This is a genomic window from Microbacterium sp. STRO-1N, from assembly GCF_057748015.1.
Map to the genome: position 1 here is coordinate 2325584 of NZ_CM173234.1, position 24939 is coordinate 2350522.

Annotated in this window: 21 protein-coding genes; 3 read left to right on the top strand and 18 right to left on the bottom strand. The window is 68.3% G+C overall.

Annotated elements, in window-relative coordinates; translation table 11 throughout:
- Positions 1–3: 3 nt before the first annotated feature.
- The 4 genes from AC3ANJ_RS11275 to AC3ANJ_RS11290 are packed head-to-tail and all read right to left on the bottom strand — an operon-like array spanning position 4 to position 4101.
- Positions 4–1458 (bottom strand): aspartate ammonia-lyase, encoded by a 1455-nt coding sequence (locus tag AC3ANJ_RS11275; RefSeq protein WP_488316384.1) that lies wholly within the window; start codon positions 1456–1458, stop codon positions 4–6.
- A 53-nt stretch (positions 1459–1511) separates the two neighbouring features.
- Positions 1512–2435 (bottom strand): metallophosphoesterase, encoded by a 924-nt coding sequence (locus tag AC3ANJ_RS11280; RefSeq protein ID WP_488316385.1) that lies wholly within the window; start codon positions 2433–2435, stop codon positions 1512–1514.
- Between the two features lie 20 nt (positions 2436–2455).
- Positions 2456–2791 carry a peptidase gene (locus AC3ANJ_RS11285; RefSeq protein ID WP_406249824.1) on the bottom strand — a complete coding sequence of 112 codons (336 nt, stop codon included), beginning with the start codon at positions 2789–2791 and terminating at the stop codon, positions 2456–2458.
- Positions 2788–4101, bottom strand: coding sequence for an inorganic phosphate transporter (locus AC3ANJ_RS11290; RefSeq protein ID WP_406249823.1), 1314 nt, complete (start codon positions 4099–4101; stop codon positions 2788–2790). The genes AC3ANJ_RS11285 and AC3ANJ_RS11290 overlap by 4 nt, the downstream gene beginning before the upstream one ends.
- A 156-nt stretch (positions 4102–4257) precedes the next feature.
- On the opposite strand from AC3ANJ_RS11290, the gene AC3ANJ_RS11295 reads away from it, so the two are divergent.
- Together AC3ANJ_RS11295 and AC3ANJ_RS11300 are read left to right on the top strand one after the other, a co-directional pair.
- On the top strand, positions 4258–6354 hold the full coding sequence (locus AC3ANJ_RS11295) for a S9 family peptidase (RefSeq protein WP_488316386.1): 2097 nt from the start codon (positions 4258–4260) through the stop codon (positions 6352–6354).
- A gap of 194 nt (positions 6355–6548) precedes the next feature.
- Positions 6549–7382, top strand: a complete 834-nt coding sequence (locus AC3ANJ_RS11300; protein ID WP_488316387.1) for an endonuclease domain-containing protein — start codon at positions 6549–6551, stop codon at positions 7380–7382.
- Between the two features lie 122 nt (positions 7383–7504).
- On the opposite strand, the gene AC3ANJ_RS11305 is transcribed toward AC3ANJ_RS11300, so the two are convergent.
- The 8 genes from AC3ANJ_RS11305 to AC3ANJ_RS11340 all read right to left on the bottom strand — a co-directional run bounded on the left by AC3ANJ_RS11305 (position 7505) and on the right by AC3ANJ_RS11340 (position 14770).
- Entirely contained in the window at positions 7505–8533 is a 1029-nt protein-coding gene (locus AC3ANJ_RS11305) for a 6-phosphofructokinase (RefSeq protein ID WP_406249821.1), read from the bottom strand.
- A 206-nt stretch (positions 8534–8739) separates the two neighbouring features.
- Positions 8740–10887, bottom strand: coding sequence for a DEAD/DEAH box helicase (locus AC3ANJ_RS11310; RefSeq protein ID WP_488316388.1), 2148 nt, complete (start codon positions 10885–10887; stop codon positions 8740–8742).
- Between the two features lie 154 nt (positions 10888–11041).
- Positions 11042–11410 carry a hypothetical protein gene (locus AC3ANJ_RS11315; protein ID WP_488316389.1) on the bottom strand — a complete coding sequence of 123 codons (369 nt, stop codon included), beginning with the start codon at positions 11408–11410 and terminating at the stop codon, positions 11042–11044.
- Positions 11411–11455: 45 nt separating this feature from the next.
- Entirely contained in the window at positions 11456–12406 is a 951-nt protein-coding gene (locus tag AC3ANJ_RS11320; RefSeq protein WP_488316390.1) for a bifunctional riboflavin kinase/FAD synthetase, read from the bottom strand.
- Positions 12403–12822, bottom strand: a complete 420-nt coding sequence (locus AC3ANJ_RS11325; RefSeq protein WP_406249815.1) for a hypothetical protein — start codon at positions 12820–12822, stop codon at positions 12403–12405. The genes AC3ANJ_RS11320 and AC3ANJ_RS11325 overlap by 4 nt, the downstream gene beginning before the upstream one ends.
- A 26-nt stretch (positions 12823–12848) precedes the next feature.
- Entirely contained in the window at positions 12849–13217 is a 369-nt protein-coding gene (locus AC3ANJ_RS11330) for a hypothetical protein (protein WP_488316391.1), read from the bottom strand.
- Positions 13214–14107, bottom strand: a complete 894-nt coding sequence (gene truB / locus AC3ANJ_RS11335; protein WP_488316392.1) for a tRNA pseudouridine(55) synthase TruB — start codon at positions 14105–14107, stop codon at positions 13214–13216. The genes AC3ANJ_RS11330 and truB overlap by 4 nt, the downstream gene beginning before the upstream one ends.
- A 21-nt stretch (positions 14108–14128) precedes the next feature.
- Positions 14129–14770 carry a hypothetical protein gene (locus AC3ANJ_RS11340; RefSeq protein ID WP_488316393.1) on the bottom strand — a complete coding sequence of 214 codons (642 nt, stop codon included), beginning with the start codon at positions 14768–14770 and terminating at the stop codon, positions 14129–14131.
- An 80-nt stretch (positions 14771–14850) separates the two neighbouring features.
- Between AC3ANJ_RS11340 and AC3ANJ_RS11345 the strand changes: the two genes are divergently transcribed.
- Positions 14851–15726 (top strand): HhH-GPD family protein, encoded by an 876-nt coding sequence (locus AC3ANJ_RS11345; protein WP_488319268.1) that lies wholly within the window; start codon positions 14851–14853, stop codon positions 15724–15726.
- 5 nt (positions 15727–15731) lie between these two features.
- On the opposite strand, the gene AC3ANJ_RS11350 is transcribed toward AC3ANJ_RS11345, so the two are convergent.
- The 6 genes from AC3ANJ_RS11350 to AC3ANJ_RS11375 all read right to left on the bottom strand — a co-directional run bounded on the left by AC3ANJ_RS11350 (position 15732) and on the right by AC3ANJ_RS11375 (position 24858).
- A complete protein-coding gene (locus AC3ANJ_RS11350; protein WP_488316394.1) occupies positions 15732–17939 on the bottom strand; it encodes a LuxR C-terminal-related transcriptional regulator in 2208 nt (735 codons plus the stop codon).
- A gap of 100 nt (positions 17940–18039) precedes the next feature.
- On the bottom strand, positions 18040–18465 hold the full coding sequence (rbfA, locus tag AC3ANJ_RS11355) for a 30S ribosome-binding factor RbfA (RefSeq protein ID WP_488316395.1): 426 nt from the start codon (positions 18463–18465) through the stop codon (positions 18040–18042).
- 70 nt (positions 18466–18535) lie between these two features.
- Positions 18536–21283, bottom strand: a complete 2748-nt coding sequence (gene infB, locus AC3ANJ_RS11360) for a translation initiation factor IF-2 (protein WP_488316396.1) — start codon at positions 21281–21283, stop codon at positions 18536–18538.
- 59 nt (positions 21284–21342) lie between these two features.
- Positions 21343–21615: a YlxR family protein gene (locus AC3ANJ_RS11365; RefSeq protein WP_488316397.1), complete on the bottom strand. Its 273-nt coding sequence runs from the start codon at positions 21613–21615 to the stop codon at positions 21343–21345.
- A 54-nt stretch (positions 21616–21669) separates the two neighbouring features.
- Positions 21670–22656, bottom strand: coding sequence for a transcription termination factor NusA (gene nusA, locus AC3ANJ_RS11370; RefSeq protein WP_406249802.1), 987 nt, complete (start codon positions 22654–22656; stop codon positions 21670–21672).
- A 147-nt stretch (positions 22657–22803) separates the two neighbouring features.
- Positions 22804–24858, bottom strand: coding sequence for a PhoX family protein (locus tag AC3ANJ_RS11375; protein ID WP_488316398.1), 2055 nt, complete (start codon positions 24856–24858; stop codon positions 22804–22806).
- Between the last annotated feature and the right edge of the window lie 81 nt (positions 24859–24939).

Sequence of the window (24939 nt, forward strand, 5' to 3'; positions counted from 1 at the left end):
GGATCAGCCGCTGACTTCAGGGGTGATGATCGGAATCGCCTGCGTCACCGCCTCGAGACCGGACAGACGTGCCGGCGACAGCTGCTTCGTGACCTCATCGCGCGTCATGAGCTCCGCCTCGACGACGAGGTCGGCGACGTTGCGGTTCGTGAGCAGCGCGGTCTTGGCCAGCGCCGCGGCCGCCGCGTAGCCGATGAACGGCGTGAGCGCCGTGATCACACCGACCGACGCCCCCACCATCGCCCCGAGACGGTCGGTGTTCGCGGTGATGCCGTCGACGCAGTTCACGCGCAGCGTCCACATCGCCTGACGCATCCAGGTGATCGACTGGAAGATCGAGTGCGCGATCACCGGCTCGAACGCGTTCAACTGGAGCTGCCCGCCCTCGACCGCCATCGTCACCGTGGCGTCGGCGCCGACGACCGAGAACGCGACCTGATTGACGACCTCGGGGATGACCGGGTTCACCTTGCCTGGCATGATGCTGGAGCCGGCCTGCTTGGCCGGAAGGTTGATCTCGCCGAATCCGGCCTGCGGACCCGAGGACAGCAGACGCAGGTCGTTGCAGATCTTGGACAGCTTGATGGCGTTGCGCTTGAGCGACGAGGAGAACGACATGAACGCACCGGTGTCGCTGGTGGATTCGACCAGGTCGGTCGCGGTCGACAGGTCCAGCTCCGTGATCGCGCGCAGATGCTTGATCACAGACGGCGCATAGTCGGGGTGGGTCGTGATCCCCGTGCCGATCGCCGTGGCGCCCATGTTGACCTCGAACATCAGAGACGCGTTCTCGGTCAGTCGGCTGTGGTCCTCGCCGAGGGTCGTGGCGAAGCCGTGGAACTCCTGGCCGAGCGTCATGGGCACGGCATCCTGCAGCTGCGTGCGGCCGACCTTGAGGACGCCGTGGAACTCCCCCGCCTTCGCGAGGAACGAACGCCGCAGCAGATCCAACTCCTCGAGCAGCGAGCGCAGCGTCAGCGACAGGCCGACCTTGATGGCGGTCGGGTACACGTCGTTCGTGGACTGACTGCGGTTCGTGTGGTCGATCGGCGACAGGAACGCGTAGTCGCCCTTGGCGCGGCCGGCCATCTCGAGCGCGATGTTGGTGATGACCTCGTTCGCGTTCATGTTGGTCGAGGTGCCGGCGCCGCCCTGGATCACACCGACGGTGAACTGCTCATGGAACTCGCCGTCGATCACCCGCTGCGCTGCGGCATCGATGAGATCCGCCCGCTCGGCGTCGAGCACGCCGATCTCCTTGTTGGCGCGCGCACTCGCCTGCTTCACCATCGCGAGCGCCCTGATGAGGTCCGGATAGACCGAGATCGGCCGCTTGCTGATCGGGAAGTTCGCGTCGGCACGGGCCGTGTGGATGCCCCAATAGGCCTCCGCAGGAATCTCCATGCTGCCGAGCGAATCGGTCTCGGTACGGGTCAGGGCAGGCGCGTCAGCGGCCATGTGTCACATCCTCGTGGGTCGTGGCTGAGTGAGAAGCGGGGGATGCTCCCAGTCTAGTCGGCTGCACTGCGCCATCCCGGCTTCCGGGAGAACGCCTCCAGCCGCTGGCCTGGCGAGAGCGCCGCCATGCTCTCCAACCACGCTTCGGAGAAGATGTCTGCGGTCTCGGCATCCGTCACCGGCACCACGGTGTGCGTGATCGTGTCGGCGTGGACATGCACCAGCTGGAACGACTGCGCGGCATCCATCCCGTTGACATCCGGTGCAGGGCGCGCGACGTTCATGGTGTAGCAGGTGGCCGAGGCGACGCTCACCGGGACGCCGGCGAAGGTGCCGTGCGACGAGTAGTGCAGATGCCCCGCCAGAATGCCGCGGACATCCGTGTCGCGGATCGCAGCCGCGAGCTCGTGCTGGTGACGCAGCTCGAGGATGTCGAACAGCGGCAGGTGGCTGGGCAGCGGCGGATGATGCATCGCCAGCAGCGTGCCGTGCGGCGCCGGCGTGCTCAGCTGCTCCTTCAGCCAGGCGAGCTGCGCCTCGTCGAGGTCGCCGTGATGCCAACCGGGCACCGACGTGTCCAGTGCGATCAGCCGCAGACCGTCGAGATCCCAGACGCCCGTGACAGGATCCTCCGTGGCCGCGGCATCCAGAAGCTCCCGCCGCAGCACCGGACGCTCGTCGTGGTTGCCTGCGACCCAGACGACAGGGGCGCCGAGGTCGTCGGCCACCGGTTCGACGGCGTCGCGCAGCCGCCGATAGGCGTCGGGTTCGCCGAGGTCGGTGAGGTCGCCGGTGACGACGATCGCGGACGGCGCAGGATGCACCGCACGGATCGCGTCGAGCGTGCGAGCGAACGTCTGCTCGACGTCGAAGCGGTCGGCCAGATGCGCACCTCCGGCGAGGAAGTGCGGATCGCTGACGTGGATGATCGTGTGCGACGCCGGCTGATGGCGACCGAAGACGTAGGGGCCAGGCATGGGCCCAGCCTACGTCGAGGTCAGTGGCCGATGACGATGAGCAGGATGCCGGCGACCACGGCCGCAGCGCACATCGCGAAGCAGGCGTACGCGCCGATCAGGGCGAGACGTTTCTGGCCGTCTGTCAGCGGGCTCTTCTTCGCCGCCTTGGCCGCCTGTTTCTCCGCGCGCTTGAGCTCCTTCTCACCGATCACGGTGATCGCGTCGGTGAACTCGGCTGGGCTGACGACGGGGGCGTGACCGCTGCGGACCAGCAGTCGCAGCCCGGTCGCGTAGAACGTGACGATCGCCACGGCGCCGATGAGCGCCGCCACGAACACCTGGAGGAAGGCGAGCCAATCGATGGAGACGCTCATTCGCTCTTCTCCTTGGTCGTGGTGGCCTGCTTCTGCTTCTTGTTCGCCTTGGCGCTCGCCTTGGCATCCGCTTTGGCCTTCTGACGCGCCTTCGCCTCGGCACGTGCCTGGTCGATGCGCTGCTGCCGGCGCGTCGGCGGTGGCGTGTCGGGGAGTTCGACCACGTGACCGGACTCGGCGACGTCACTCATCGCATTCGCGGACGTGACGGCGTTGCGACGCGAACGGAGGAAGAGCGCGAGGATGATCACGACCGCGAGCACGGCATCGATCGCGACTCCCCAGGGTCCGAGCCAGACGACCAGCAGCGCGGCGAGCGCGCCGACAGCGCCGGCGGCCGGAAGAGTCAGCAGCCAGCCGATCGCGATTCGACCGGCGGTCCGCCAGCGGACCGTCGAGCCGCGACGACCGAGTCCGGAGCCGATCACCGATCCGGAGGCGACCTGGGTGGTGGACAGTGCGAAGCCGAGGGCGCTGGAGGCGAGGATGGTCGCGGCGGTCGAGCTCTCGGCGGAGAAGCCCTGTGCCGGCTTGACGTCGGTGAGACCCTTGCCCAGCGTGCGGATGATCCGCCAGCCTCCGAGGTAGGTGCCGAGTGCGATCGTGAACGCGCACGCGACGATCACCCAGAACTCGGGCTCGTGGTGGTCGGCGGACTGCCATCCGATGGTGATCAGCGCGAGCGTGATCACACCCATCGTCTTCTGCGCGTCGTTCGTGCCGTGCGCGAGCGCGACCAGCGACGAGGTGAAGATCTGGCCCCAGCGGAAGCCGTCGCGGCCATCGGGCTTGTTGTCGTACCGGCGCGTGATCGTGTAGGCGATCTTGGTCGCGGCGAAGGCGATGATGCCCGCCGTGAGCGGGGCGATGAGCGCTGGGAGCACGATCTTGGACAGCACCATGCCGAAATCGATCGCGCCGAGACCTGCGCCGACCAGGGTCGCGCCGATCAGGCCGCCGAACAGGGCGTGCGAGGAGCTGGAAGGAAGACCCAGCAGCCACGTGAGCATGTTCCAGGTGATCGCGCCGATGAGTCCGGCGAAGATCAGCGCGAGGAAGAGCTCGGCGCCGGACTCCATGATCGCGTCTTCTCTGATGATCCCGCCGGAGATCGTCTTGGACACCTCCGTGGACAGGAAGGCGCCGACCAGATTGAGCACGGCGGCCAGGAGGACAGCGGTCTTGGGCTTGAGAGCACCGGTGGCGATGGGAGTGGCCATCGCATTCGCGGTGTCGTGGAAGCCGTTCGTGAAGTCGAAGAAGAGTGCCAGCAGGATCACCAGCACGACGATGAGGGCTGCGGTTTCCACCGTTCGCTTTCGGTCGTTCGGGAAGAGGGAGATGTCGACGTGATCGACGTGGTGAACGAAGAGTTCACCGTGGGTTTTACTTCCGTTTACCGGCCCCCGAGAATCCTCCCACCGTCGTCGGCGCCGGTCAACTCGACCTCGGCTAACGTGGGAACGGTGACCGACGTCCCCTCCGCAGCCCGCCGCTCCCATGTCCGCAGCCATCACGGTGACGTGTTCGACGATCCGTACGAGTGGCTCCGCGACAAGGACGCCCCCGAGGTGATCGGTCATCTCGAGGCGGAGAACGCGTACACCGACGAGGCGACCTCGCACCTCGAAGGGCTGCGCGAGAGGATCTTCGAGGAGATCAAGGGCCGCGTCCAGGAGACCGACCTGTCGGTGCCGACCCGCCGCGGCGACTGGTGGTACTACAGCCGCACCGAGGAGGGCGCTCAGTACGGCATCCACTGCCGTGCCGCAGCGGAACCGGATGACTGGACTCCCCCGGTGCTGGAACCGGGCGTGCCGGTACCGGGCGAACAGATCCTGCTCGACGGCAATGCCGAGGCCGAAGGTCACGAGTTCTTCGCGCTCGGCGCCTTCGACACCTCGGACGATGCCACGAAGCTGCTGTGGTCGACCGACTTCGACGGCGACGAGCTCTACACCGTGCACGTGCGCGACCTCACCACGGGCGAGACTTCCGCCGACGAGATCCCGAACACGTCGGGCGCGTTCTTCACGCCGGACGGCACCGGCATCCTGTACACGACGCGCGACGACGCGTGGCGCCCCGACACCTTGTGGCTGCATCGAATCGGTACTCCTGTGGCGGACGACGTGAAGCTCTTCCACGAACCAGACGAGAAGTTCTGGCTCGGCGCCGGCATCACCCGCAGCCGGAAGTACCTCGTGATCGGCGTCGGGTCGAGCATCACCAGCGAGGAGTATCTTCTCGACCTGTCGGGCGATCTCACCGCCGAACCGCAGCTCATCTGGCCGCGCCGCGAGGGCGTCGAGTACTCGATCGACCACGCCGTCGTGGACGGTGAGGATCGCCTCCTCATCCTGCACAACGACGACGCCCTCGACTTCGAGCTCGTGTCCGTCTCGGCATCCGCCCCGCTCTCGGAACGGCACGTGGTCATCCCGCACGAGCCAGGACGGCGTCTGCTGGGCATGGACGCCTTCCGCGATTTCGCGACGGTGGAGTACCGCCGCGACGGAACCGAACGGGTCGGCCTGCTCGACTATGCGACGGATGCCGTCGACGAGCTGTACTTCGACGAGCCCCTCTACTCGGCCGGCGTCAGCGGCAACCCGGAGTGGCATTCGCCGTTCCTCCGCCTCGGATACGGGTCGTTCGTCACGCCAGGAACCGTGTACGACCTCGAGTTGAGCACCCGCGACCTCGTCCTGCGCAAGCAGCAGCCGGTGTTGGGCGGATACGACCCTGCCGAATACGGGCAGGAGAGGGCGTGGGCCACGGCATCCGACGGCACGAAGGTGCCGATCTCGCTGGTGTGGAAGCGATCCTTCGGCGCGCCGGGCGACGCCCCGAGACCGCTGCACCTGTACGGCTACGGGTCCTACGAGCACTCGATCGACCCAGGATTCTCCGTCGCTCGACTCAGCGAGCTCGACCGCGGCGTGATCTTCGCGGTCGCGCACGTGCGCGGCGGCGGCGAGATGGGACGCCAGTGGTACGAGGACGGCAAGCTGCAGCACAAGCGCAACACGTTCACGGACTTCGTGGCATGTGCCGAGCATCTCGTGTCGACGGGCGTCACCACGCCGGAGCGGATGGTCGCCGAGGGCGGCAGTGCCGGCGGGCTGCTCATGGGCGCCGTGGCCAATCTCGCACCCGAGCTGTTCGGCGGCATCCTCGCAGCAGTGCCGTTCGTCGATGCGCTGACGACGATTCTGGACCCCTCGCTGCCACTGACGGTCATCGAGTGGGATGAATGGGGCGACCCGCTCCACGATGCCGACGTGTACGCGTACATGAAGTCGTACAGCCCGTACGAGAACGTGCGCGAAGGCGTGCGCTACCCGCGGATCCTCGCCATGACATCGCTCAACGACTCGCGTGTGGCCTACGTGGAGCCGGCGAAATGGGTCGCGAGGCTCCGCGAAGCGGGTGCCGCGGACGTGTTGATGAAGTGCGAGATGGTCGCAGGCCACGGCGGCGTCAGCGGCCGATACAACTCGTGGCGCGAGCGCGCCTTCGAACTCGCCTGGATGCTGGACGTGCTGGGGCTGGCCGATTAGATCCACCGGGCCCGCCGAGATCAGGAAGTTCGCCCCTGGGCAGGATGCAGCGCCGTACGGTTCCTGATTCCAGCTGATCTTCCTGATCTCGGACGGCACCCGACTCGCTCTGCACAGAACAAGGATCAGGGGAATTCTCTCCACAGGCGGCATTCTGCGCGTCCGGCGCGGCCCATACCCGGCACAGTGGCGGCATGCTTCTGGACGAATGGCTGACGAAACGCGGTGGCGCGGCTCACACATCCGACATCTATGCGGCGGGCTTCAACAAGGAAGCTGTTGCCGCCGCCATAAGGCGGGGACGGATGCTGCGAGTTCGCCGCTCCTGGATCGTGATGTCCGCTTGTTCTTCTGCGCTCGTCAGCGCTCTCCGTGTCGGCGGTCGACTGACCTGCGTCAGCGCGGCCGCGCATCTCGGCCTCTGGGTGCCTGCACATGACGACGTCCACGCGGCGGTGTCTCCGGGGGCAGCCAGGATCTCGACGGAAGGACTCCGCGTGCATTGGTCGAATGGCCCGGCGCCGACTGCCCGCCGAGCAACCGTGGACCCGCTGATCAACGTCCTTTACCACGTTGCTCGGTGCCAGCAGCCGGCGGACGCACTCGCGATCTGGGAGTCGGCACTCAACAAGCGGCTGATCGACGGGGACGTGCTGCAATGCGTCTTGTGGCGCAGCGCGACAGCACGGCGTCTGGCCGACGTGTCGTCGCATCTGTCGGATTCCGGACTCGAGTCGCACTTCGTCGATCTCACGCGCGCGATCGGTGTCGTCGTCCGGCAGCAGGTCTGGATCGATAGCCACCCGGTCGACGTTCTCATCGGCGATCGGCTCGTGGTCCAGCTCGACGGATTCGCGCATCACGGCGATGCAGCGGATCGCCGACGCGACATCGAAGCAGATGCCCGGTTGCGCCTTCGCGGCTACACCGTGCTGCGCTTCGACTACTACCAGGTGCTGTTCGAGCCGGAGAAGGTACAGGAAATCGTCAGAGCTGCCATCGCACAAGGCCTGCATCTGGCCGCCTGACGGCATCCGGCGCTCCGAGGGCAGGAGAACTGCCCCAGATCAGGAGAAACAGCAGTATTCGTCCGACTCTCGAGTAATGCTCCTGATCTCGGAGCGAACTCACGCCGCTACGGTCAGCCCCATCAGCCGAAGAGGGCGGCGGCCTCGTCGTAGCGGTAGCGCGGCACCGTGTTCAGCTCGCCGAGCGCGTCGGCGAAGGGCACCCGAACGATGTCGGTGCCTTGCATGGCTACCATCTGACCCCAGGCGCCTTCCATGATCGCGTCGGCTGCATGGAGCCCGAGACGCGTCGCCAGGACGCGATCGAACGCGGACGGCGAGCCGCCGCGCTGGATGTGTCCGAGGATCGTCGCACGCGTCTCGATGCCGGTGATGCGCTCGATCTCGGGGGCGAGCTGATCGCCGATGCCACCGAGCCGGGGCCGGTTGAACGCGTCGAGGCCCTTGTCGCTGAAGGCCTCATCCATACCCTTGAGCTTGAAGCCCTCGGACACGACGACCAGCGGCGCGCGGCCGCGGTCGTGAGCGCTGGTGACCAGCTCGGCGATCTCGTCGATCGACATCGGCACCTCGGGGATGCAGATGACATGCGCACCGGCCGCCATGCCGGCATGAAGGGCGATCCAGCCGACGTGCCGGCCCATGACCTCCGCGACCATGCAACGCTGGTGCGAGTCGCCGGTGGTGCGCAGGCGGTCCATGGCATCGGTCGCGATGTTCAGTGCGGTGTCGAAGCCGAACGAGTAGTCGGTCGCCTGCAGGTCGTTGTCGATGGTCTTCGGCACGCCGAGCACCTTGATGCCGTCCTTGGACAGGCGGTCGGCCGCGGCCAGCGTGCCCTCGCCGCCGATCGCGATGATGCCGTCGATCTTGTGCCCGTAAAGGGTCTTGGCGATGTTCTCGGCGCCGCCGCGCTCCCCCTCGTAGGGGTTGGTGCGGCTGGTGCCGAGGATCGTTCCGCCCACCTTGGACAGACCCTTCACCTCGTGCCGGGTGAGAGGCATGAAGTCGCCCTCGACGACGCCGCGCCACCCGTCGCGGATGCCGACGAACTCGAGGTCGTACGATGTGGTGCCCTTGAGCACGATGCCGCGGATGACCGCGTTGAGGCCGGGGCAGTCGCCGCCTGATGTGAGGATGCCGATCTTCATGCTGCTGCCTTCACTCGTTCGGGTGGGAGAGGGTGGACGAGGCGACGCTGCCTGCGATCGACACTAGTGCCGATGACGCCTTCGGCGCCATTCGAGGCGACGAAAACAGCGGTTCTTACGACCCCCGGAACACAATCTCGACGATCTTCGCGCGCTCGCGGCCGAATCGGTCGCGAGCGCGCGCAAGAAGCGTCGATCTTTAGCGCCTATTCGCCGCCCAGCGCCTGCCGCAGCAGGTGCATGAGCGCCGCCAGCTGCACGGACTCGCTCGCCGTCTCCGTCACGGCCTCGCCGTCCAGTGCACGAGCGGCAAGCCCCTGCTTCTGGTCGATGAGTTCGGCGATCTTCGTGTCGATCGTGTGCGCCGCGATGATGCGCCACGCGGTGACCGGCTCGTCCTGACCGATGCGGTGCACGCGATCGATCGCCTGCGTCTGCTCGGCAGCGGTCCAGCTGAGCTCGGCCAGCACGACGTTCGACGCCGCCTGCAGGTTGAGCCCGACGCCGGCCGCGGTCAGCGAGCAGACGGCGATGCCGACGCTCTCATCCTCGTTGAAGGCGTCGATGGCCTGCTGACGCGCCGGAGTCGTCTGGTCGCCACGGATCGAGACGTATCGGATGCCGGATGCCGCGAAGTGCGCCTCGGCCTGATCCATGACGTCGATGTGCTTGGCGAAGAACACGACCTTGCCGACCGAGCGCTGCAGCTGGGCGGCGTAGTCCGCAGCCAGCTGCGCCTTCGCCTGACCGATCTTGCGGACCATCGTGAAGACGTTGTCTCCCCCGGTGCCCGCAGCCCTCGACTCCTCGAGCTCGCCGTTGGCGACCAGCCGGACGATGTCCTCGTCGATCTCGCCGTCGGCCAGTCCGCGGTCGCCGCGCGACTGGATGATGCGGCGGTACTTGGCCGCCAGGCGCTCGCCGAGCTCGCGCTCCGCCTGTCGGATGCTGCGGCCGTACTCGTCGTCCAGCTGAACCGGCAGATCGGCGATGAGCTTGTCCGGCAGATCGGCGGCGACGTCCTTCTTCTTGCGTCGGACGATGCCCATCGAGATGACGGCGTCGCGCGCTTCGGCGTAGAACGCCTTGTCGGCCGGTGTGAGCCCCGTCGCGTCGAGCTTCTCCATGAGCTCGGATCCGGGCTTGTCGCCCGTCGTCCAGCCCAGGAACCGCCAGATGGCGTCGAAGTCCTCGACGTCGTTGATCAGCGGTGTTCCCGTCAGCGCCATCATGAGCGGGTTGCCACCCGGCGTCTGGGCGCGCACACGCGAAGCCAGCGCCAGGACGTTCTGCGAGCGCTGCGAGGTGAGGTTCTTGATGAAGTGCGCCTCGTCGACCACCATGCCGCGCAGCCCGATCGAGCCGAGCCAGGACAGATGGCGGTCGAGGATCTCGTAGTTCACGATGAAGACGTCGGCGAACGCGTCGATGTCGGTGCCGTCGCCCTGGATGACGGTCGCACGGCGCTGGGGCGTCCAGCGCTCGACCTCGCGCGCCCAGTTCATCTTCACGACGTTCGGCACCACGACCAGCAACGGGTACGCGCCGGCGACGGAGGCGGCGAGCACCGACTGCGCGGTCTTTCCGAGGCCGGGTTCATCCGCCAGCAGGAAGCTGCGATGGCCGGCCTTGACCGCCTCGAGGAAGCGCGACTGGTGCACCATGACCTCGAGTCCCTTCGGGGACACGTGGTCGAACTCGGGCGTCGGCGGGAGGTCCATCGTCGCGGACGCGCCGCCGGCGCCGGTCTCGAACGCCTTGTAGAGCGGCCCCATCAGTTCCCAGCCGTCCAGGCGACGGCGCGGAGTCGATGCGGCACGCGGCGTCAGGTCGGGTGCGAGGAACGGGTTGGCGAGCTGTCGTGCTTCTACCGAGGGCGGCGTCACCTGACGCTCCGCCGCGGCGGCCGAGACCACCGGCGACTGCGCCACGGGGGCGATGTCGGTGATGACCAGCTCTTCCGGCGCGAGCTCGGCACCGGACTCGAGCAACCAGTCCCTGCGCATCCGCTTGGCGACGGGACTCGTGGCCGAATCCACTTCCAGCAGCTGGATCAGCGATGTGTCGCGTGCCGCCGTCTTGGCGAGGATCGTCGCGACCCCGTCCAGGCGCTTGAGCAGCTCTGCACGAGCGGAGTCGGCGATCTCGGCATCCGCCTTCACTCTGGCGCGCTCCTCGCGCACCAGGAAGGCGATCACCTGGAACTTGACCCGATTGGTCGGGCCGAGCTTTCCTCGCTGCGCCTTCGCCTCCACCTCGCGGACCTTGCGCGCGAGGATCGGGATCAGCGGTGCCTCGTCGTCTCGACGGGACGTCTTCCTGCGCCGCGTAGCGGCGGTTGCCGTAGTCGGCATGCTCCTCCTGAGCGTGAATCGCCGGAGTGCCGCAGACGGCCTCCGAGCCGTTCTCGATGTCCGCGTGTGGCGCCAGCCAGGACCGTGCGGACGGGGTGATACCCGACTCCCCCGCGTTCGTCACATCGAACGCGCTGCGGAGCCTGGGGCCATTTTACGCCATCGTCGCCCCGGCTGGCGCCGAAGCGCTCCGACCGGCGCGGCGCATCGCGAACAGCGCGACCACGATGACGGCGGCGAAGGTCACTGACAGCGCGGCGAGGGCGAACCAGTTGGCATCCAGCGCCAGGACGATCCCCGCCGAGCTGACGGTGATCCCGGCCGCAGCGAGCTTGCCGCCGAACTTCAGCCCCTGTGCGGCGCCGAGGCGTCCTGGTTGGGACTGTCCACGCGCCAGCAACAGGTCCGCGAATGCGTCCAGGGCAGCGAGCAGCGCGGCCGCATACGCCATCGCGCATCCCAGGGCTCCCCAGAGATTCGGTGACTTGGGCACCTCTGCCGCCACGATCTGCCACAGCTCCACGCGCTCATGCTAGGGGCAGGACCCCTGACTGCGAAAGAGCCTGTCTCAGCGCTGCACGGCCAGCAGCTCGCGCGCAGCCTCGACGTCGGCGCCGATCTGCACTTTGAGCTTCTCGATGCCCTCGAACGCGACCATCCCGCGCAGGCGATGCGCGAACTGCACCGTCACGTCATGGCCGTACAGATCCAGAGCCGTCTCATCGAGCACGTGCGCCTCGACCTGACGACGCGGGACGTCGTCGAAGGTCGGGTTCGTCCCGACCGAGACGGCGGCAGGATGCCGGATGCCGGTGTCATGATCGACCAGCCACCCGGCGTAGATGCCGTCCGCGGGGACGAGCGCATCCACGACGTCGGACAGATTGGCCGTCGGGAATCCCAGCTCGCGCCCGCGCTTGAGGCCGTGCACCACTTCGCCTCGCACGTCCGGTGCCCGCCCGAGCAGTTCGGCGGCCTGTTCGACGGCGCCATCGGCCAGCAGCTCGCGGATCCAACTGGAGGACACCCGGCGATCGGAGCCGGGCAGGAAGACGTCGTCGATGACGTCGACTGTGAAACCGAGCTCGGGCCCGAGCTCGCGCAGCAGCTCCGGAGTTCCCGCCCCACCGCGCCCGAAACGGAAGTCGCGCCCGACCAGGATCGTGGAGGCGCTCAATGCGTCCACGAGGATCTGCCGCACGAAGTCGACGGCGTCGAGTCCGGCCAGCTCCTCATCGAAGCGCAGCACGAGCACGGCATCCAATCCGAGTTCGCCCAGAAGCTCGAGCTTGCGTTCGGTGCTCACGACGTTCTCCGGGCACCGGTCGGGGCGAAGCACCGCGAGCGGGTTGCGGTCGAACGTCACGGCGACCGAGCGGGCTCCGGCGGCCTCGGCATCCTCGAGCAGACGGGCGATGACCGCACGGTGCCCGGTGTGGACGCCGTCGAACTTGCCGATCGCGACAACGGACGCACCGAAGTCATCGGGCACCTCCGACGGGTCGCGGAAGACGATCATCCCTCGACCTCGCCTGGTCGATGCGCACGCAGCCACCAGAGGCCGAACACCGGCAGCACGAGCGGGATGAACAGGTAGCCGCGGCCGTACAGCGACCACACGGTCTCGTGCTGGAAGAGCTCGGGAGAGAGCAGGCTCAGAGTCCCCACGATCAGCACGCCGGCGAGTTCGAACACGATCGCGATCCACGCGATCGTGTACCACCCGCGGCGATTCGAGAGCACCAGCGCCAGGGTCGCCAGGATGTAGACGACCGCGGCGACGGCGGAGAGCGCGTAGCTCAGCGGAGCCTCGTCGAAGCGCTGCACGATCTGGACGAAGCTTCGTCCGGTGGCGGCGAGCGCCATCACGGCGTAGACGATCACGAGGACGCGGCCGACGCCGGTCATCCTGGTGCGGGTAGCGGTGGTGGTCATAGCGCCTTCCAGTTTAGGCGCGCGATTCACGCGACCTGCACGGTCCAGATGACCTGCATGCGCCACGCCATGATCGCGACGGCCAGCGCCACCGCCCCGAGGATGACGGTGCTCCACCGACTGCGCTCCATGAGCGCCCAGATCGCTCCACCGATCGGCAGCAGGACCGCGGAGACCAGATAGACCCAGAACTCCAGCAGATCACCGGTCGGCGGATTGCCGGCGAACGGAGCCACGATCGCGATCACGACCTGAACGATCAGCAGCACTTCGACGATCGCCAGGCTCCCGACCGTGTAGTCGCTCGGTCGGCGCCCGGCGAGTCCGGCGACGATGCAGAAGAGACCTGCGGCCACTGCCACGGCGATCTGCAGGATCGTGAACCACAGGATCATCGCGCTTCCTCCGGCATGTTCATCGCGCTCTTGAGGTCTGCTCCGCGGCGCTCGACGATGCCGACGAGCGCGCCGTCGGGGTCGACGGCCGCAGCGGGGAACGAGTCCAGCCTGGTCGCCTGGCCTGTGAGTCGCTTGCCGTGACGGAGATCCCGAGCCTCGTCGAGGGATACGTCGAGTCGAGTCAGCACGCGCGAAGCGGCATCGGCCGGCGCGATGGTCGCGGCGCCGTCGAGGTCATCCATCGACACGGATTCCGCGACGTCGAAGGGGCCGATCCGGGTCCGCCGCAGCACCGTGAGGTGCCCGCCGACGCCAAGTTCCGCACCGAGATCGCGCGCCAGTGCACGGATGTACGTGCCGGACGAGCAGTCGACCACGACGTCGAGATCGATCGACCCGGCGCTCTCGCGCCGCTCCAGCACGGTGAATCGCGAGACCGTGACCTCCCTGGCCTTGAGCTCGACGGTCTCCCCCGCTCTGACGCGGTCGTACGCGCGGCGTCCGTCGACCTTGATCGCCGACACGGCGCTCGGCACCTGCGAGATGGCACCCGTCAGGCCGGCGACGCCCGCGGCGATCCGTTCGTCCGTGACCGCGGCGATGGCCGCGGCATCCGCGACGGCCGTGACCTCGCCCTCGGCGTCGTCGGTCGTCGTCGTCTGGCCGAGCCGTATCGTCGCCGTGTAGGTCTTGTCTGCGCCGACGATGTAGGTGAGCAGTCTGGTCGCGCCCTCGATGCCGAGGACCAGCAAACCCGTCGCCATGGGATCGAGCGTCCCTGCGTGCCCGATCTTGCGGGTGCCGAACGCCCGCCGGGTGCGTGCCACGACGTCATGGCTGGTGATACCGCCCGGCTTGTCGACGAGCAGGATGCCGGGAGAGACCATTCCCCCAGCCTAAGCCGTGTCTCAGCCGCACACCTCGTACGACGGCTCGTCGCGCGTGGTGACCGTGACGGCCCAGGCCCGCTCGGCTCCGGTGAGGAACTGGAAGAAGATCTGCCCATCGGATTCCGACGGAACGCGGATCCACTCGCCGTCGACCGTTGCGGTGCCCTCCTCGGCATCCGGGTAGGCCGTGAGGATCTCGTCCCTGGTCGCCCCGATTCCCACGCCTTCCGCCGTCGTGGGGCCCACGGGCGCTGCGACCGCGTCGGCCATGGTGGATGCCGAGATCTCGGAGATGGGTTCGCTCTGGTCCTCGGCTCCGCGGACGAAGTGCATGCTGAAGGACGTGTCGGGGGCGTTCCAGAACGCGGCCCAGGAGCAGGCGGCGCCATCGCTCGTCCACGTGGTGGGCAGTTGCGACAGGGTGGCGTCGAAGTCTCCGCCGATCAGCACAGGGCCCATCCCCTCGGCGCTGACGGTCCAGGTCGACGGGTCCTCCGGATCCGGCTCCCCCGCGCCAGGCGATGCGCTCTCGGACGACGTGGGCTGCGGAGCGGGCTCGGACGCAGTCGCGGACGGCGTCGGTCCGTTCGCGGGTGTCGCGCATCCGGCGAGCAGCAGCGTCGCGATCAGCAGTGAGATGGTGCCGGCGCGGGCTCTCATGTCGGGCCTCCTTGCTCTCCCCCGAGAACGAGCGTGGTCGATCCGTCTAGGCTAACCAGGTGCCCGCGTCACCGACAGCCCTGCCCGACCTCGCGGAGGTCTCGGAGTGGTATCGATCGGACGCCCGGGATCTGCCATGGCGACGCGCGGACTTCCATCGCACGTACGCCGCGTGGGGCACCCTCGTCAGCGAGTTCATGCTGCAGCAGACGCCTGTGACCCGCGTCATCCCGCACCTCGATGCCTGGCTGCGTCGCTGGCCGACTCCGACGGCGATGGCCGCCGCCTCGCCTGCCGAGGTGGTGACCCAGTGGGCGAACCTCGGCTATCCGCGACGTGCTCTGTGGCTGCACGGCGCAGCGCTCGCCGTGGCGGAGCGGCACGACGGCGTCGTCCCCCGCGACGTGACCGAGCTGCTGGCCCTCCCCGGCATCGGCGACTACACGGCACGCGCCGTCGCGGTCTTCGCCTACGGCGATCGTCACCCGGTCGTCGACACGAACACGCGCCGAGTGCTCGCGCGCGTGATCGACGGCACCGCTCAGCCCGGTCCGCCCTCCCGGCGCGACCTCGAGACCATGCAGCGGCTGCTGCCGGACGAGGATGCCGAGTCGGCGCTGTTCAACGCCGCAGTGATGGAGCTCGGCGCCGTGATCTGCACGGCCAGGGCGCCGAAGTGCGAGCAGTGCCCCATCAGCGGCTCGTGCCGCTGGTTCGCCCTCGGTCGCCCGATCGGCGAAGACACGCGGCGACGCCAGGCGAAGTACGAGGGATCCGACCGGCAGGCCAGAGGCGCCGTGCTGCGGATGCTCCGGCAGGCGCACGGCGACGGCGTAGCGCTGGAGGACGTGATCCCCGATTGGCCGGACAGTGCGCAGCGCCACCGCGCGATCGACTCGCTGATCGTCGACGGTCTCGCCGAGGCCGCGGACGGGCTGTTGTCGCTGCCGCGCTGAGCGGATCAGATGTGCTGGTTGGTGCGGTGCGCCAGCACAGTCAACTCGACCCTGCTTCGCGCATCGAGCTTCGCGAAGACGCGTCCGACGTGCACCTCGACCGTGCGGACCGACAGGCTCAGTCGATCCGCGATCTCGCGGTTGGGGACGCCATCGACGACGAGCATTGCGACCTGGAGTTCGCGCTCCGTGAGCAGCGGCGCCCAGGCGGCTCGGCACGCGGCCATCGGATCCAGGATCGAGACGTTGATCGGCACGGTATCCAGTCCCGCGAGACGCTCGATCTGTTCGCCGAGCCTGGCGAGCTTGCGCCCGACGCTCTCGCGCCAGGCATCAGCCCCGGCATCCGCGAAGAGCGTGTGCGCCGCATGCAGGTGGAGCCGTCCGGCCGCCCGGTCGTCGCGGATCACACAGGTGGTGCCGAGGAGTGCCTCCACGCGACCGCGCTCGAACGGGGAGCGCACGGAGCGCGCCCGCTCTGCGATGTCCGGATACTCGCGCTGCCATGCGCCCTGTGCTGCCGTCCTGATACGTCGGTACAGTTCCAGGGAGATTCTCTGGTCCGCCGGTTCCACCGCATCCGAGGCGGCGTAAGGGCCGAGTTCCTCGAGCCCGGGTACCGCCAGCGCGGGGCTCGGTCCCCCACGGTCGTGCCAGAGCCGCAGCTGCACTCCGGCATCCTGCACGGCACCGGCCAGGTAGGCCTGCAGCGCGCGGTCGACGAGAAGATCGGGTCGGATGCCGGTGGGCAGCGCGTCCGTGAGGCTGCGCGCCGCCGGGCCGACCTCGCCGAGCACCGCAAGGTCCAGCCGCCGCGCGAGCACAGCGCCGAGACCGGCGAACGGGAAGCCGACGGGGTGACGGACCATCGCCTCGTGCATGCGGGAGCGAGCCGTGGCGACGTCACCCTGCCAGAGACGCAGGAGCACCTCGATGACGGCCCGGTAGGCGGAGGCCAGCGGCGTGTGCTCGAAGCCCTGCAGGAAAGCATCCGGTTCATCGGCGATGCCCGCTTCATGTCTCGCCAAGATGCCGAGCCCCTCGTCGATCTCGCCGGCCAGGGCACGCCGAACTGCGGACACGATGCCATAGGACAGGGTGCTCCGTTCGGGCGGTGCATCCGCTTCCTCTCCGCTGAGCAGCCAGCAGAGCGCGACCGCCGGGCCGCGGATCGCACCGTCGGCTCCCGCCCGGACATCCGCGTCACGGACTTCGGACAGCCACATGCGCATGGCGGCGTCCGCGCCGCGTTCGGCCGACAGCATCGCCGCCATTCCGGCGGCACGTGCCCAGCCGTGCCAGGCCACGCTGTCGTCTTCATCGGGGCGGAGCGCCGCAGCATCAGCGATCGGCAGTGCGCCGCGCAGCGTGGTCTCGGCGATCACGAGCGGTGCCAGCGCCCGCGCACGGTGCGCTGGCGAGCCGTTCGGGAACAGACTGCCCAGCCAGGCCACGGCATCCGCCAGCAGGCCGGCGCACAGCGCGGCGTTGCCGGCGACCTGCCGCGCCTCGTCGGCATCCGTTCCGTCGACATGGTCGAACACCTCGACGGCCACGTGGAACGCCGCCAGCGACTGGCCATCCTCGGCGAGCCTGCGCGCTGCGGGCAGCAGGAGGTCGGCGACCTCCGGTGTCTTCGCCGTCGCACCGCGTGCCGCGTGCCAAGCGGCTCGCACGGCATCGCCCTCGTGCGCATGGAACTCGCCGAGGCGACGATGCGCCGACGCGCTCTCGGCCGACGAAGCGCATCCTTCGATCCATTCCGCGAGCGCTGGATCTCGCATCGTCACGTGACCGGCGTTCACGTCCAGTTTCTCGCCCAGATCGCCTGTCGACAGGTCGTCGGCGGAGAGACCGGTGGCGGAAAGCAGCACATCGAGCCTGTCCGTGGTTCCCAGCGCGAGGACGACCAGAGCATCCCGCGCGGTCGCCGTCAGTCCCAGCGGCCCCTCGGTGCCGAACGCCGACGACGCCACCGGCAGCGGAACGGGGAGAGCGCGCAGTCCTTGTCTCTGGCTCTCCGACAACGCCGCGACGACCTCGCGGACCAGGTCGCGAGAGGTGCCGATCCTGGCGTGGACGCGTGCGAGCACATGCGGAGCGATGACGATGCCCTCGGCGAGCAGATCGCCCACGCCGTCGATCACGGCGCGCGCATCGGGTGCGCTGACGGGTCGGGTGTCAGAGGCGTGGCGTGCACCCGTGTCGCCCATGACCCTGCTCTCTCGAGAGCGCTGGGAGCGCTCCCGATCGACGACAGGCTAACAAACGACCGCAGAATCCGTGCGGAAGGCGGCGCGGCCGGTCAGGAAGTCAGTCTTCCTCGTCCTCGCCGCGATACGGATCCGCGTCACCGGCGTGCTTCGACGTGGCTGCCAGCTTGGCGACCTCGGCATCCCGCTCTTGCGCCTCACGCAGCAGCGCCGAGATGTGATCGGCGTTCTCCGGAAGGGCATCCAGGATGAACTCGAGCGTCGGCACCAGGCGGATGTTCAGTTGGCGCCCCACCTCCGAGCGGAGCATCCCGGTGGCCGACGCGAGTGCAGCGGCGCTGGAAACGCGCTCCTCTTCGGTGCCGAGCACCGTGTAGAAGACGCTGGCGTGCTGAAGATCTCCCGTGACGCGCACGTCGGTGATCGTGACGTATCCGAGGCGCGGGTCGCGCAGCCCCTTGTCGAGCCGCTCGGCCAGGATGACGCGGATGCGATCCGCGAGACGAGCCTGTCGTTCTCCAGCCATTTCCTTCTCCCTCGTTGAGACTCGTCGGGCGGGGATGCGCTGTGCATCCCCGCCCGACGATCAGACTCGATCAGCCGCGAGGCTTCTCGACGAGTTCGATGGTCTCGATCTCGTCGCCGATCTGGATGTCGTTGTACTTGCCGAGGCCGATACCGGCTTCGAAATCGGTGCGGACCTCGGTGACGTCGTCCTTGAAGCGACGCAGCGACTCGATGGCGAGGCCATCGGCGATGACGACGCCGTCTCGGATGACGCGCGCCTTGGCGTTGCGCGTGATCGTGCCGGAGCGGACGATGACACCGGCGATGTTGCCGACCTTCGAGGAGCGGAACACCTCGCGGATCTCCGCCACACCCGACTGGACCTCTTCGTACTCCGGCTTGAGCATGCCCTTGAGCGAGCTCTCGATCTCGTCGATCGCGTTGTAGATGACGGAGTAGAAGCGGATGTCCACGCCTTCACGGGAAGCGCGCTCGCGCGCCTTCGTGTCAGGGCGGACATTGAAGCCCACGATGATCGCGTTGTCGATCGTCGCCAGGTTCACGTCGGACTCGGTGATCGCACCCACACCGCGGTGGATGATGCGCAGCTGCACCGAGTCGTCGACCTCGATCTTGAGAAGCGACTCCTCCAGCGCCTCGACGGCACCGGAGACGTCACCCTTGATGATGAGGTTGAGCGACTCGACCTTGCCCTCTTCGAGCGCACGGGTGAAGTCCTCGAGCGAGATGCGCTTGCGGGCCTTGGCCAGCTGGGCGTTGCGCTCGACGGCTTCGCGCTTCTCGGCGATCTGACGTGCCATGCGGTCCTCTTCGGTGACGATGAAGACGTCACCGGCTCGGGGCACGGAGTTCAGACCCTGCACCTGAACGGGGCGCGACGGGTAGGCCTCGAGGACGGCATCGCCGTTCTCGTCCGCCATCGCACGGACGCGGCCGTACGCCGTTCCTGCGACGATCGCGTCACCGATCCGGAGCGTTCCGGACTGGATGAGCACGGTCGCGACCGAGCCGCGGCCCTTGTCGAGCTTCGCCTCGATGGCGACACCGCGAGCAGCCTTGTTCGGGTTGGCCGTGAGGTCCAGACCCGCGTCGGCCGTCAGCAGGACAGCATCCAGAAGCTCCTGGATGCCGGTGCCGGCACGAGCCGAGACATCGACGAACATGACGTCTCCGCCGTACTCCTCGGCGACCAGGCCGTACTCGGTGAGCTGCTGGCGAACCTTGGCCGGGTTGGCCTCCGGCTTGTCGACCTTGTTCACCGCGACCACGATGGGGACGTTCGCCGCCTGAGCGTGGTTCAGCGCTTCGACCGTCTGCGGCATGATGCCGTCGTCGGCCGCGACCACCAGGATCGCGAGGTCGGTCACCTGCGCACCACGAGCACGCATGGCGGTGAACGCCTCGTGACCCGGGGTGTCGATGAAGGTGATCGCGCGCTCGATCTCCTCGTGCTCGGTCCAGACCTGGTAGGCACCGATGTGCTGGGTGATGCCGCCGGCCTCACCATCGATGACGTTGGTCTGTCGGATCGCGTCGAGAAGACGGGTCTTACCGTGGTCGACGTGACCCATGACGGTGACCACCGGAGGACGGATCTCGAGATCCGACTCGTCCTCTTCCGCCAGCTCCTGCTCGAGGTCGAGACCGAAGCCCTCGAGGAGCTCCTTGTCCTCGTCCTCGGGCGAGACCATCTGGATCTTGTAGCCGAGCTCTTCACCGAGGACCTCGAAGGTCGCCTCGTCCAGGGATTCGGTGGCCGTGGCCATCTCACCCAGGTTGAAGAGGATCGTGACGAGCGTTCCGGGCTGCACGGTGTATCCGCGCAGTGCCTCGAGCTTGTCCGCGAAGTCCGCGATCGATGCGCCACGGCGCAGACGGATGATCTCGCCGTTGCCCTTCGAGACGTTGACGCCGCCGACGACCGGCGCCGACCGCATCTCGAATTCCTGCCGCTTCGCCCGCCGCGACTTGCGCTGCTTGCTCTTGCCGCCTCCCTTTCCGAAGGCACCGGCCGTACCGCCGCCGGGGCCGCGACCGCGACCACCGCCGCCGCCTGGGCGACCGGCGAAACCGCCGGCCGGACGCTGGAAGCCTCCGGCGCCTGCGCCGCCACCTGCACCGCCTGGACGACCGGGGCCGCCTGGACGCTGCTGGAACGGAGCGCCACCCGGGCGACCGCCCTGACCGCCGCGCGGAGCGCCGGGACGGGGGGAACCAGGACGCGGAGCGCCGGGACGCGGGGCGCCGGGACGCGGAGCCTGCGGCCGCGGGATGTTACCCGGGGTCGGACGCTGGCCCATGCCCTGCGCGGAGGCGAACGGGTTGTTGCCCGGACGCGGTCCTGCGGGGCGCTGGCCCATGCCCTGTGCCGAGGAGAACGGGTTGTTGCCCGGACGCGGAGCGCCCGGCTTGGGTGCGGCCTTGTCGGCCGACTTGGATGCCGCCGGGGCGGGCGCATCCGCAGGCTCAGCTGCGGACGGCGCCTCGGGGGCAGGTGCCGGTGCGGGTGCCGCAGCTTCTGCGGGAGCCGGAGCCTCTGGGGCCGGCTTCGGACCCGGCTTCGGACCGGGGGTCGGCGCAGCAGCGCCTGGCTTGGGGGCGGGCGCAGCCTTCGGCTTCGCAGGCTCCGTCTTGGCCGCGGGCTTCGCAGCCCCGTCGGCCTCGATCGCCGCGCGCAGCTTGCGCGCCACCGGCGGTTCGATGGTCGATGACGGGCTCTTCACGAACTCGCCGAGCTCCTTGAGCTTGGCAAGTGCGACCTTGCTGTCGACGCCGAGTTCGGCGGCGATCTCGTGCACACGTGGTTTGGCAGCCACAATTCTCCTGTCTGGGTCGGTCTACCCAGGCAGGGCAGACCACTAGTCGCGGACGGGTCTCATTTCGAGCCGTTCACTTTGTTTCCATAGCCGTTCAGCCGTTTCTCGATGGTCTGCGTGTCCAGCGGAGCTGTGACACGGAGTGCTCGTGCGAAGGCCCGGCGCCGCAGCGCCTTGTCCAGGCACTCAGGATCCGGATGCACCCACGCACCTCGTCCGGGAAGCACCGCGCGCTCGTCGATCATGAGGGCGCCGTCCTGGGCGACCACCCTGAGGAGGTCTGACCGGGAGGCACGTGCGCGGCAGCCGACACACGTTCGTACAGGTTCCATCTTACACCTCAGGGCCGATGCCCGAGCGACGTCGACCGGCCGTCGCTCGCGGCATCATTCGTCGAGGATGCTGTCCGGCTGGATGTCGATCTTGGCGCCGGTGAGCTTCGCGGCCAGACGGGCGTTCTGCCCCTCCTTGCCGATCGCCAGCGAGAGCTGGTAATCCGGCACGAGCGCACGGACGGCCTTCGTGTTGGCATCGAGCACGAAAGCGCTCGTGACCTTCGCCGGAGACAGCGCCTGTGCGACGAAGGTGGCGAGGTCCGGGTTGTAGTCGACGATGTCGATCTTCTCCCCCGACAGCTCCTCCGTGACCGCGCGCACGCGGCGACCGAGCTCGCCGATGCAGGCGCCCTTGGCGTTGATCGCCGGGTCGTTCGCCGTCACCGCGATCTTCGTGCGGTGGCCGGCTTCGCGCGCGAGCGAGACGATCTCCACGAGCCCGGCCGCGATCTCCGGAACCTCGAGCGCGAACAGCTTGCGGACGAGACCGGGGTGCGTACGGGATACCGTGATCTGCGGACCCTTCAGTCCCTTGGCGACGCTCGTGACATAGACCCGCAGCCGCGTCCCGTGCGCATACTCCTCGCCGGGGACCTGCTCCTCGGGCGGCAGGATCGCCTCGATGGAGCCGAGATCGACGTGGATCATGCGGGGATTCGGCCCCTGCTGGATCACGCCGGCGACGATGTCGCCTTCCTTGCCCTTGAACTCGCCGAGGACGGCGTCATCGGCGATGTCACGCAGCCGCTGGCTGATGACCTGCTTGGCGGCGAAGGCGGCGATGCGTCCGAAGTCATCCGGTGTCGCATCCTCTTCACCGATCACGGCGCCGGACTCGTCGAGCACCGGCTGCATCACGGCGACGTGCCCGGTCTTGCGGTCGAGGTCCACGCGCACACCGGCGGGGACGACCCCGTCTTCGGAGACGTGCTTGCCGTAGGCGGTGAGGATGGCCTGTTCGATGATCGAGACGAGTTCGTCGAACGGAATCGCCTTCTCCTTCTCGAGCCCGCGCAGCAGTCCGAGTTCGATATCCATGGGCGTCTCCCTATTCAGCTCTTATCCGCGGCATCCCGCGGGCATCGGACCAGGATACCGGACGCGAGGCCCTTCGACCGAGTCGAAGCGAACGCGGCGACGCCCTCCGGCCCCGCGAACGGGACGGAGGGCGTCGCGGAGCGCGTATCAGACGCGGTGGACCTGGACGACGGACGGGCGGGGAGCCGTCGCGACGTCACCCGGAGCCGACGATCCGTAGTCGGGGAACAGCGACCGCGGCGACTCGAACGTGCCGTCCTCGCCCGGGTGCTGCACGGCCACGAAGACGAGACCGTCCTTGTCATGGATGACGGGACCACAGGTCTCGGCATCGCGGGGCACGGACAGGAACTGCTGGACGTGCCCGCGCTCTGCACCGTTCAGCGGCACCTTGAACAGCCCGTCGCCGTAGCCGATCGTGCCCGGCTGGCCGTCGGTGGAGATCCACAGTTCGCCCTGCGAGTCGAACGCGAGGTTGTCCGGGCAGGAGATCGGCGAGACCTTGTCCTTCGGGAAGCCGGCGAAGTACGCGTTGCCGAACGTGGTCGGGTCGCCGCACAGCAGCAGGACGCTCCATCCGAACGTCGTCCCGCTCTGCCCTGCCGTCTCGGTGAGCTCGAGCACGTGACCGTAGCGGTTGCCGGTGATGGGGTTGGCTTCGTCGACCGTCTTGCGGTTCGAGTTGTTCGTCAGCGCGACGTACACCTTGCCTGTGGCAGGGCTCGGCTCGACGTCCTCGGGGCGGTCCATCTTCGTGGCGCCGACGGCGTCTGCGGCCAGCCGGGTGTACACGAGGACCTCCTCGGTGCTGAAGCCGGGGACGACGCTCTTCCCGCCCTGCGTCAGCGGGATCCACTGGCCGCTGCCGTCGAACGCGCCGTCAGCCGGCAGCGCTCCGGTGCCGGTGATCTCCGTGACCGGCGAGTCGCCCGAGAACTTCGCGACGTACAGGTCGCCTTCGCTGAGCAGGCGGAGGTTCTTCTTGCGCGAACCGGAAACGCGGTCCTTCGAGACGAATTTGTACAGGTAGTCGTTGCGCTCGTCATCGCCCATGTAGGCGACGACGCGGCCGTCCTCGGCGACGCGGACGTTGGCGCCCTCGTGCTTGAACCGGCCCATGGCGGTGTGCTTCATCGGCGTCGACGTCGGGTCCTGGGGGTCGATCTCGACGATGTAGCCGAAGCGGTTCGGCTCGTTGACGTAGTCCGGGTTATGCGCGTCGAACCGCGGATCGTACGCCTCCCATCCGGTCGACGTCGACGTGGTGCTCGATCCGCTGTAGCGCTTCTGCTGCGGGGTGTCCGCCGCCCAGGCGAAGTACCCGTTGAAGTTCTCCTCGCCGGAGAGGACGGTGCCCCACGGCGTCGTGCCACCGGCGCAGTTGCCGAGCGTGCCGTGGACCCAGCGGCCCTCAGGGTCGGCGGCGGTCTTGACGAGGTCGCTGCCCGCGGCGGGCCCGGTCAGCTCGAAGACCGTCTCGACCGTGATGCGGCGATTGCGCTTGCCGTCGACGACGTAACTCCACGGCTGGCCGGTACGACGGCGACGGATGTCGACGATCGAGAGGCCCTGCGCGGCCTTGTAGATCTCGCCGCGGCGCTGGAGCTCGGCGGCGTCCGTGGTCGAGGGGAACATGATGCCCGGGTTGACGTACTCGTGGTTGTTGACGAGGACACCGGTCTTGCCGCTGCGATCGGCGATGATGTCGAGGTAGTCGCAGTTGTAGCCGAACTGCTCGGCCTGCGCCTCGGGCGTCTGCGCGTTGAGATCGAACGCGGGAGTCCGCGAGAACAGCGGGTCGCCCCAGCGGATCAGCGGGTCCCAGGTGTATCCGGTCGGCACCGTGAACGCATCGACGTCGGCGGGGACGGGTGCGATGGCGTCGAAGGCGAGGCTGCCGCGTGCCGGGCGGCCGAAGGACGCACCGGATCCCGCCACCCCGGCGGCCTGAGGCGTTGACGTGGGCGCACCGCGTCCGACGCCGACGACCACGGCGACGGCTGCGGCCGCGCCGAGTCCGAGAACGGCACGGCGCGAGAACACCGTCGACGCGATCGAGCGGAAGTGCTCGTTCGAGGACGTGTTGCACTCCGGCCCGAGGCAGGCGTTCGCGCACTTGAGTTCGCACGTCACCGCGGAGCGCTTCCCGCTCACGTGCGGTGCCATGGGCAGAGTGCGGCGGGGAATGTCAGTGAGGCTCATCATCGGTCCTTCGTCGTCGGGTGCTGTTGCCCGAGCCACGTTGCTCGCCCCGGATGACCGCCGAGTGAACGACCGCTGAAC

Coding starts and splice junctions, on each gene's coding strand:
- AC3ANJ_RS11375 (WP_488316398.1), bottom strand. CDS start 24,858: ATGAGCCTCACTGACATTCCCCGCCGCACTCTGCCCATGGCACCGCAC.
- AC3ANJ_RS11350 (WP_488316394.1), bottom strand. CDS start 17,939: ATGGGCGACACGGGTGCACGCCACGCCTCTGACACCCGACCCGTCAGC.
- AC3ANJ_RS11300 (WP_488316387.1), top strand. CDS start 6,549: ATGCTTCTGGACGAATGGCTGACGAAACGCGGTGGCGCGGCTCACACA.
- AC3ANJ_RS11330 (WP_488316391.1), bottom strand. CDS start 13,217: ATGATCCTGTGGTTCACGATCCTGCAGATCGCCGTGGCAGTGGCCGCA.
- AC3ANJ_RS11365 (WP_488316397.1), bottom strand. CDS start 21,615: ATGGAACCTGTACGAACGTGTGTCGGCTGCCGCGCACGTGCCTCCCGG.
- AC3ANJ_RS11275 (WP_488316384.1), bottom strand. CDS start 1,458: ATGGCCGCTGACGCGCCTGCCCTGACCCGTACCGAGACCGATTCGCTC.
- nusA (WP_406249802.1), bottom strand. CDS start 22,656: ATGGATATCGAACTCGGACTGCTGCGCGGGCTCGAGAAGGAGAAGGCG.
- AC3ANJ_RS11320 (WP_488316390.1), bottom strand. CDS start 12,406: ATGATCGTCTTCCGCGACCCGTCGGAGGTGCCCGATGACTTCGGTGCG.
- AC3ANJ_RS11340 (WP_488316393.1), bottom strand. CDS start 14,770: ATGAGAGCCCGCGCCGGCACCATCTCACTGCTGATCGCGACGCTGCTG.
- AC3ANJ_RS11325 (WP_406249815.1), bottom strand. CDS start 12,822: ATGACCACCACCGCTACCCGCACCAGGATGACCGGCGTCGGCCGCGTC.
- AC3ANJ_RS11305 (WP_406249821.1), bottom strand. CDS start 8,533: ATGAAGATCGGCATCCTCACATCAGGCGGCGACTGCCCCGGCCTCAAC.
- rbfA (WP_488316395.1), bottom strand. CDS start 18,465: ATGGCTGGAGAACGACAGGCTCGTCTCGCGGATCGCATCCGCGTCATC.
- AC3ANJ_RS11285 (WP_406249824.1), bottom strand. CDS start 2,791: ATGAGCGTCTCCATCGATTGGCTCGCCTTCCTCCAGGTGTTCGTGGCG.
- truB (WP_488316392.1), bottom strand. CDS start 14,107: ATGGTCTCTCCCGGCATCCTGCTCGTCGACAAGCCGGGCGGTATCACC.
- AC3ANJ_RS11310 (WP_488316388.1), bottom strand. CDS start 10,887: ATGCCGACTACGGCAACCGCCGCTACGCGGCGCAGGAAGACGTCCCGT.
- AC3ANJ_RS11280 (WP_488316385.1), bottom strand. CDS start 2,435: ATGCCTGGCCCCTACGTCTTCGGTCGCCATCAGCCGGCGTCGCACACG.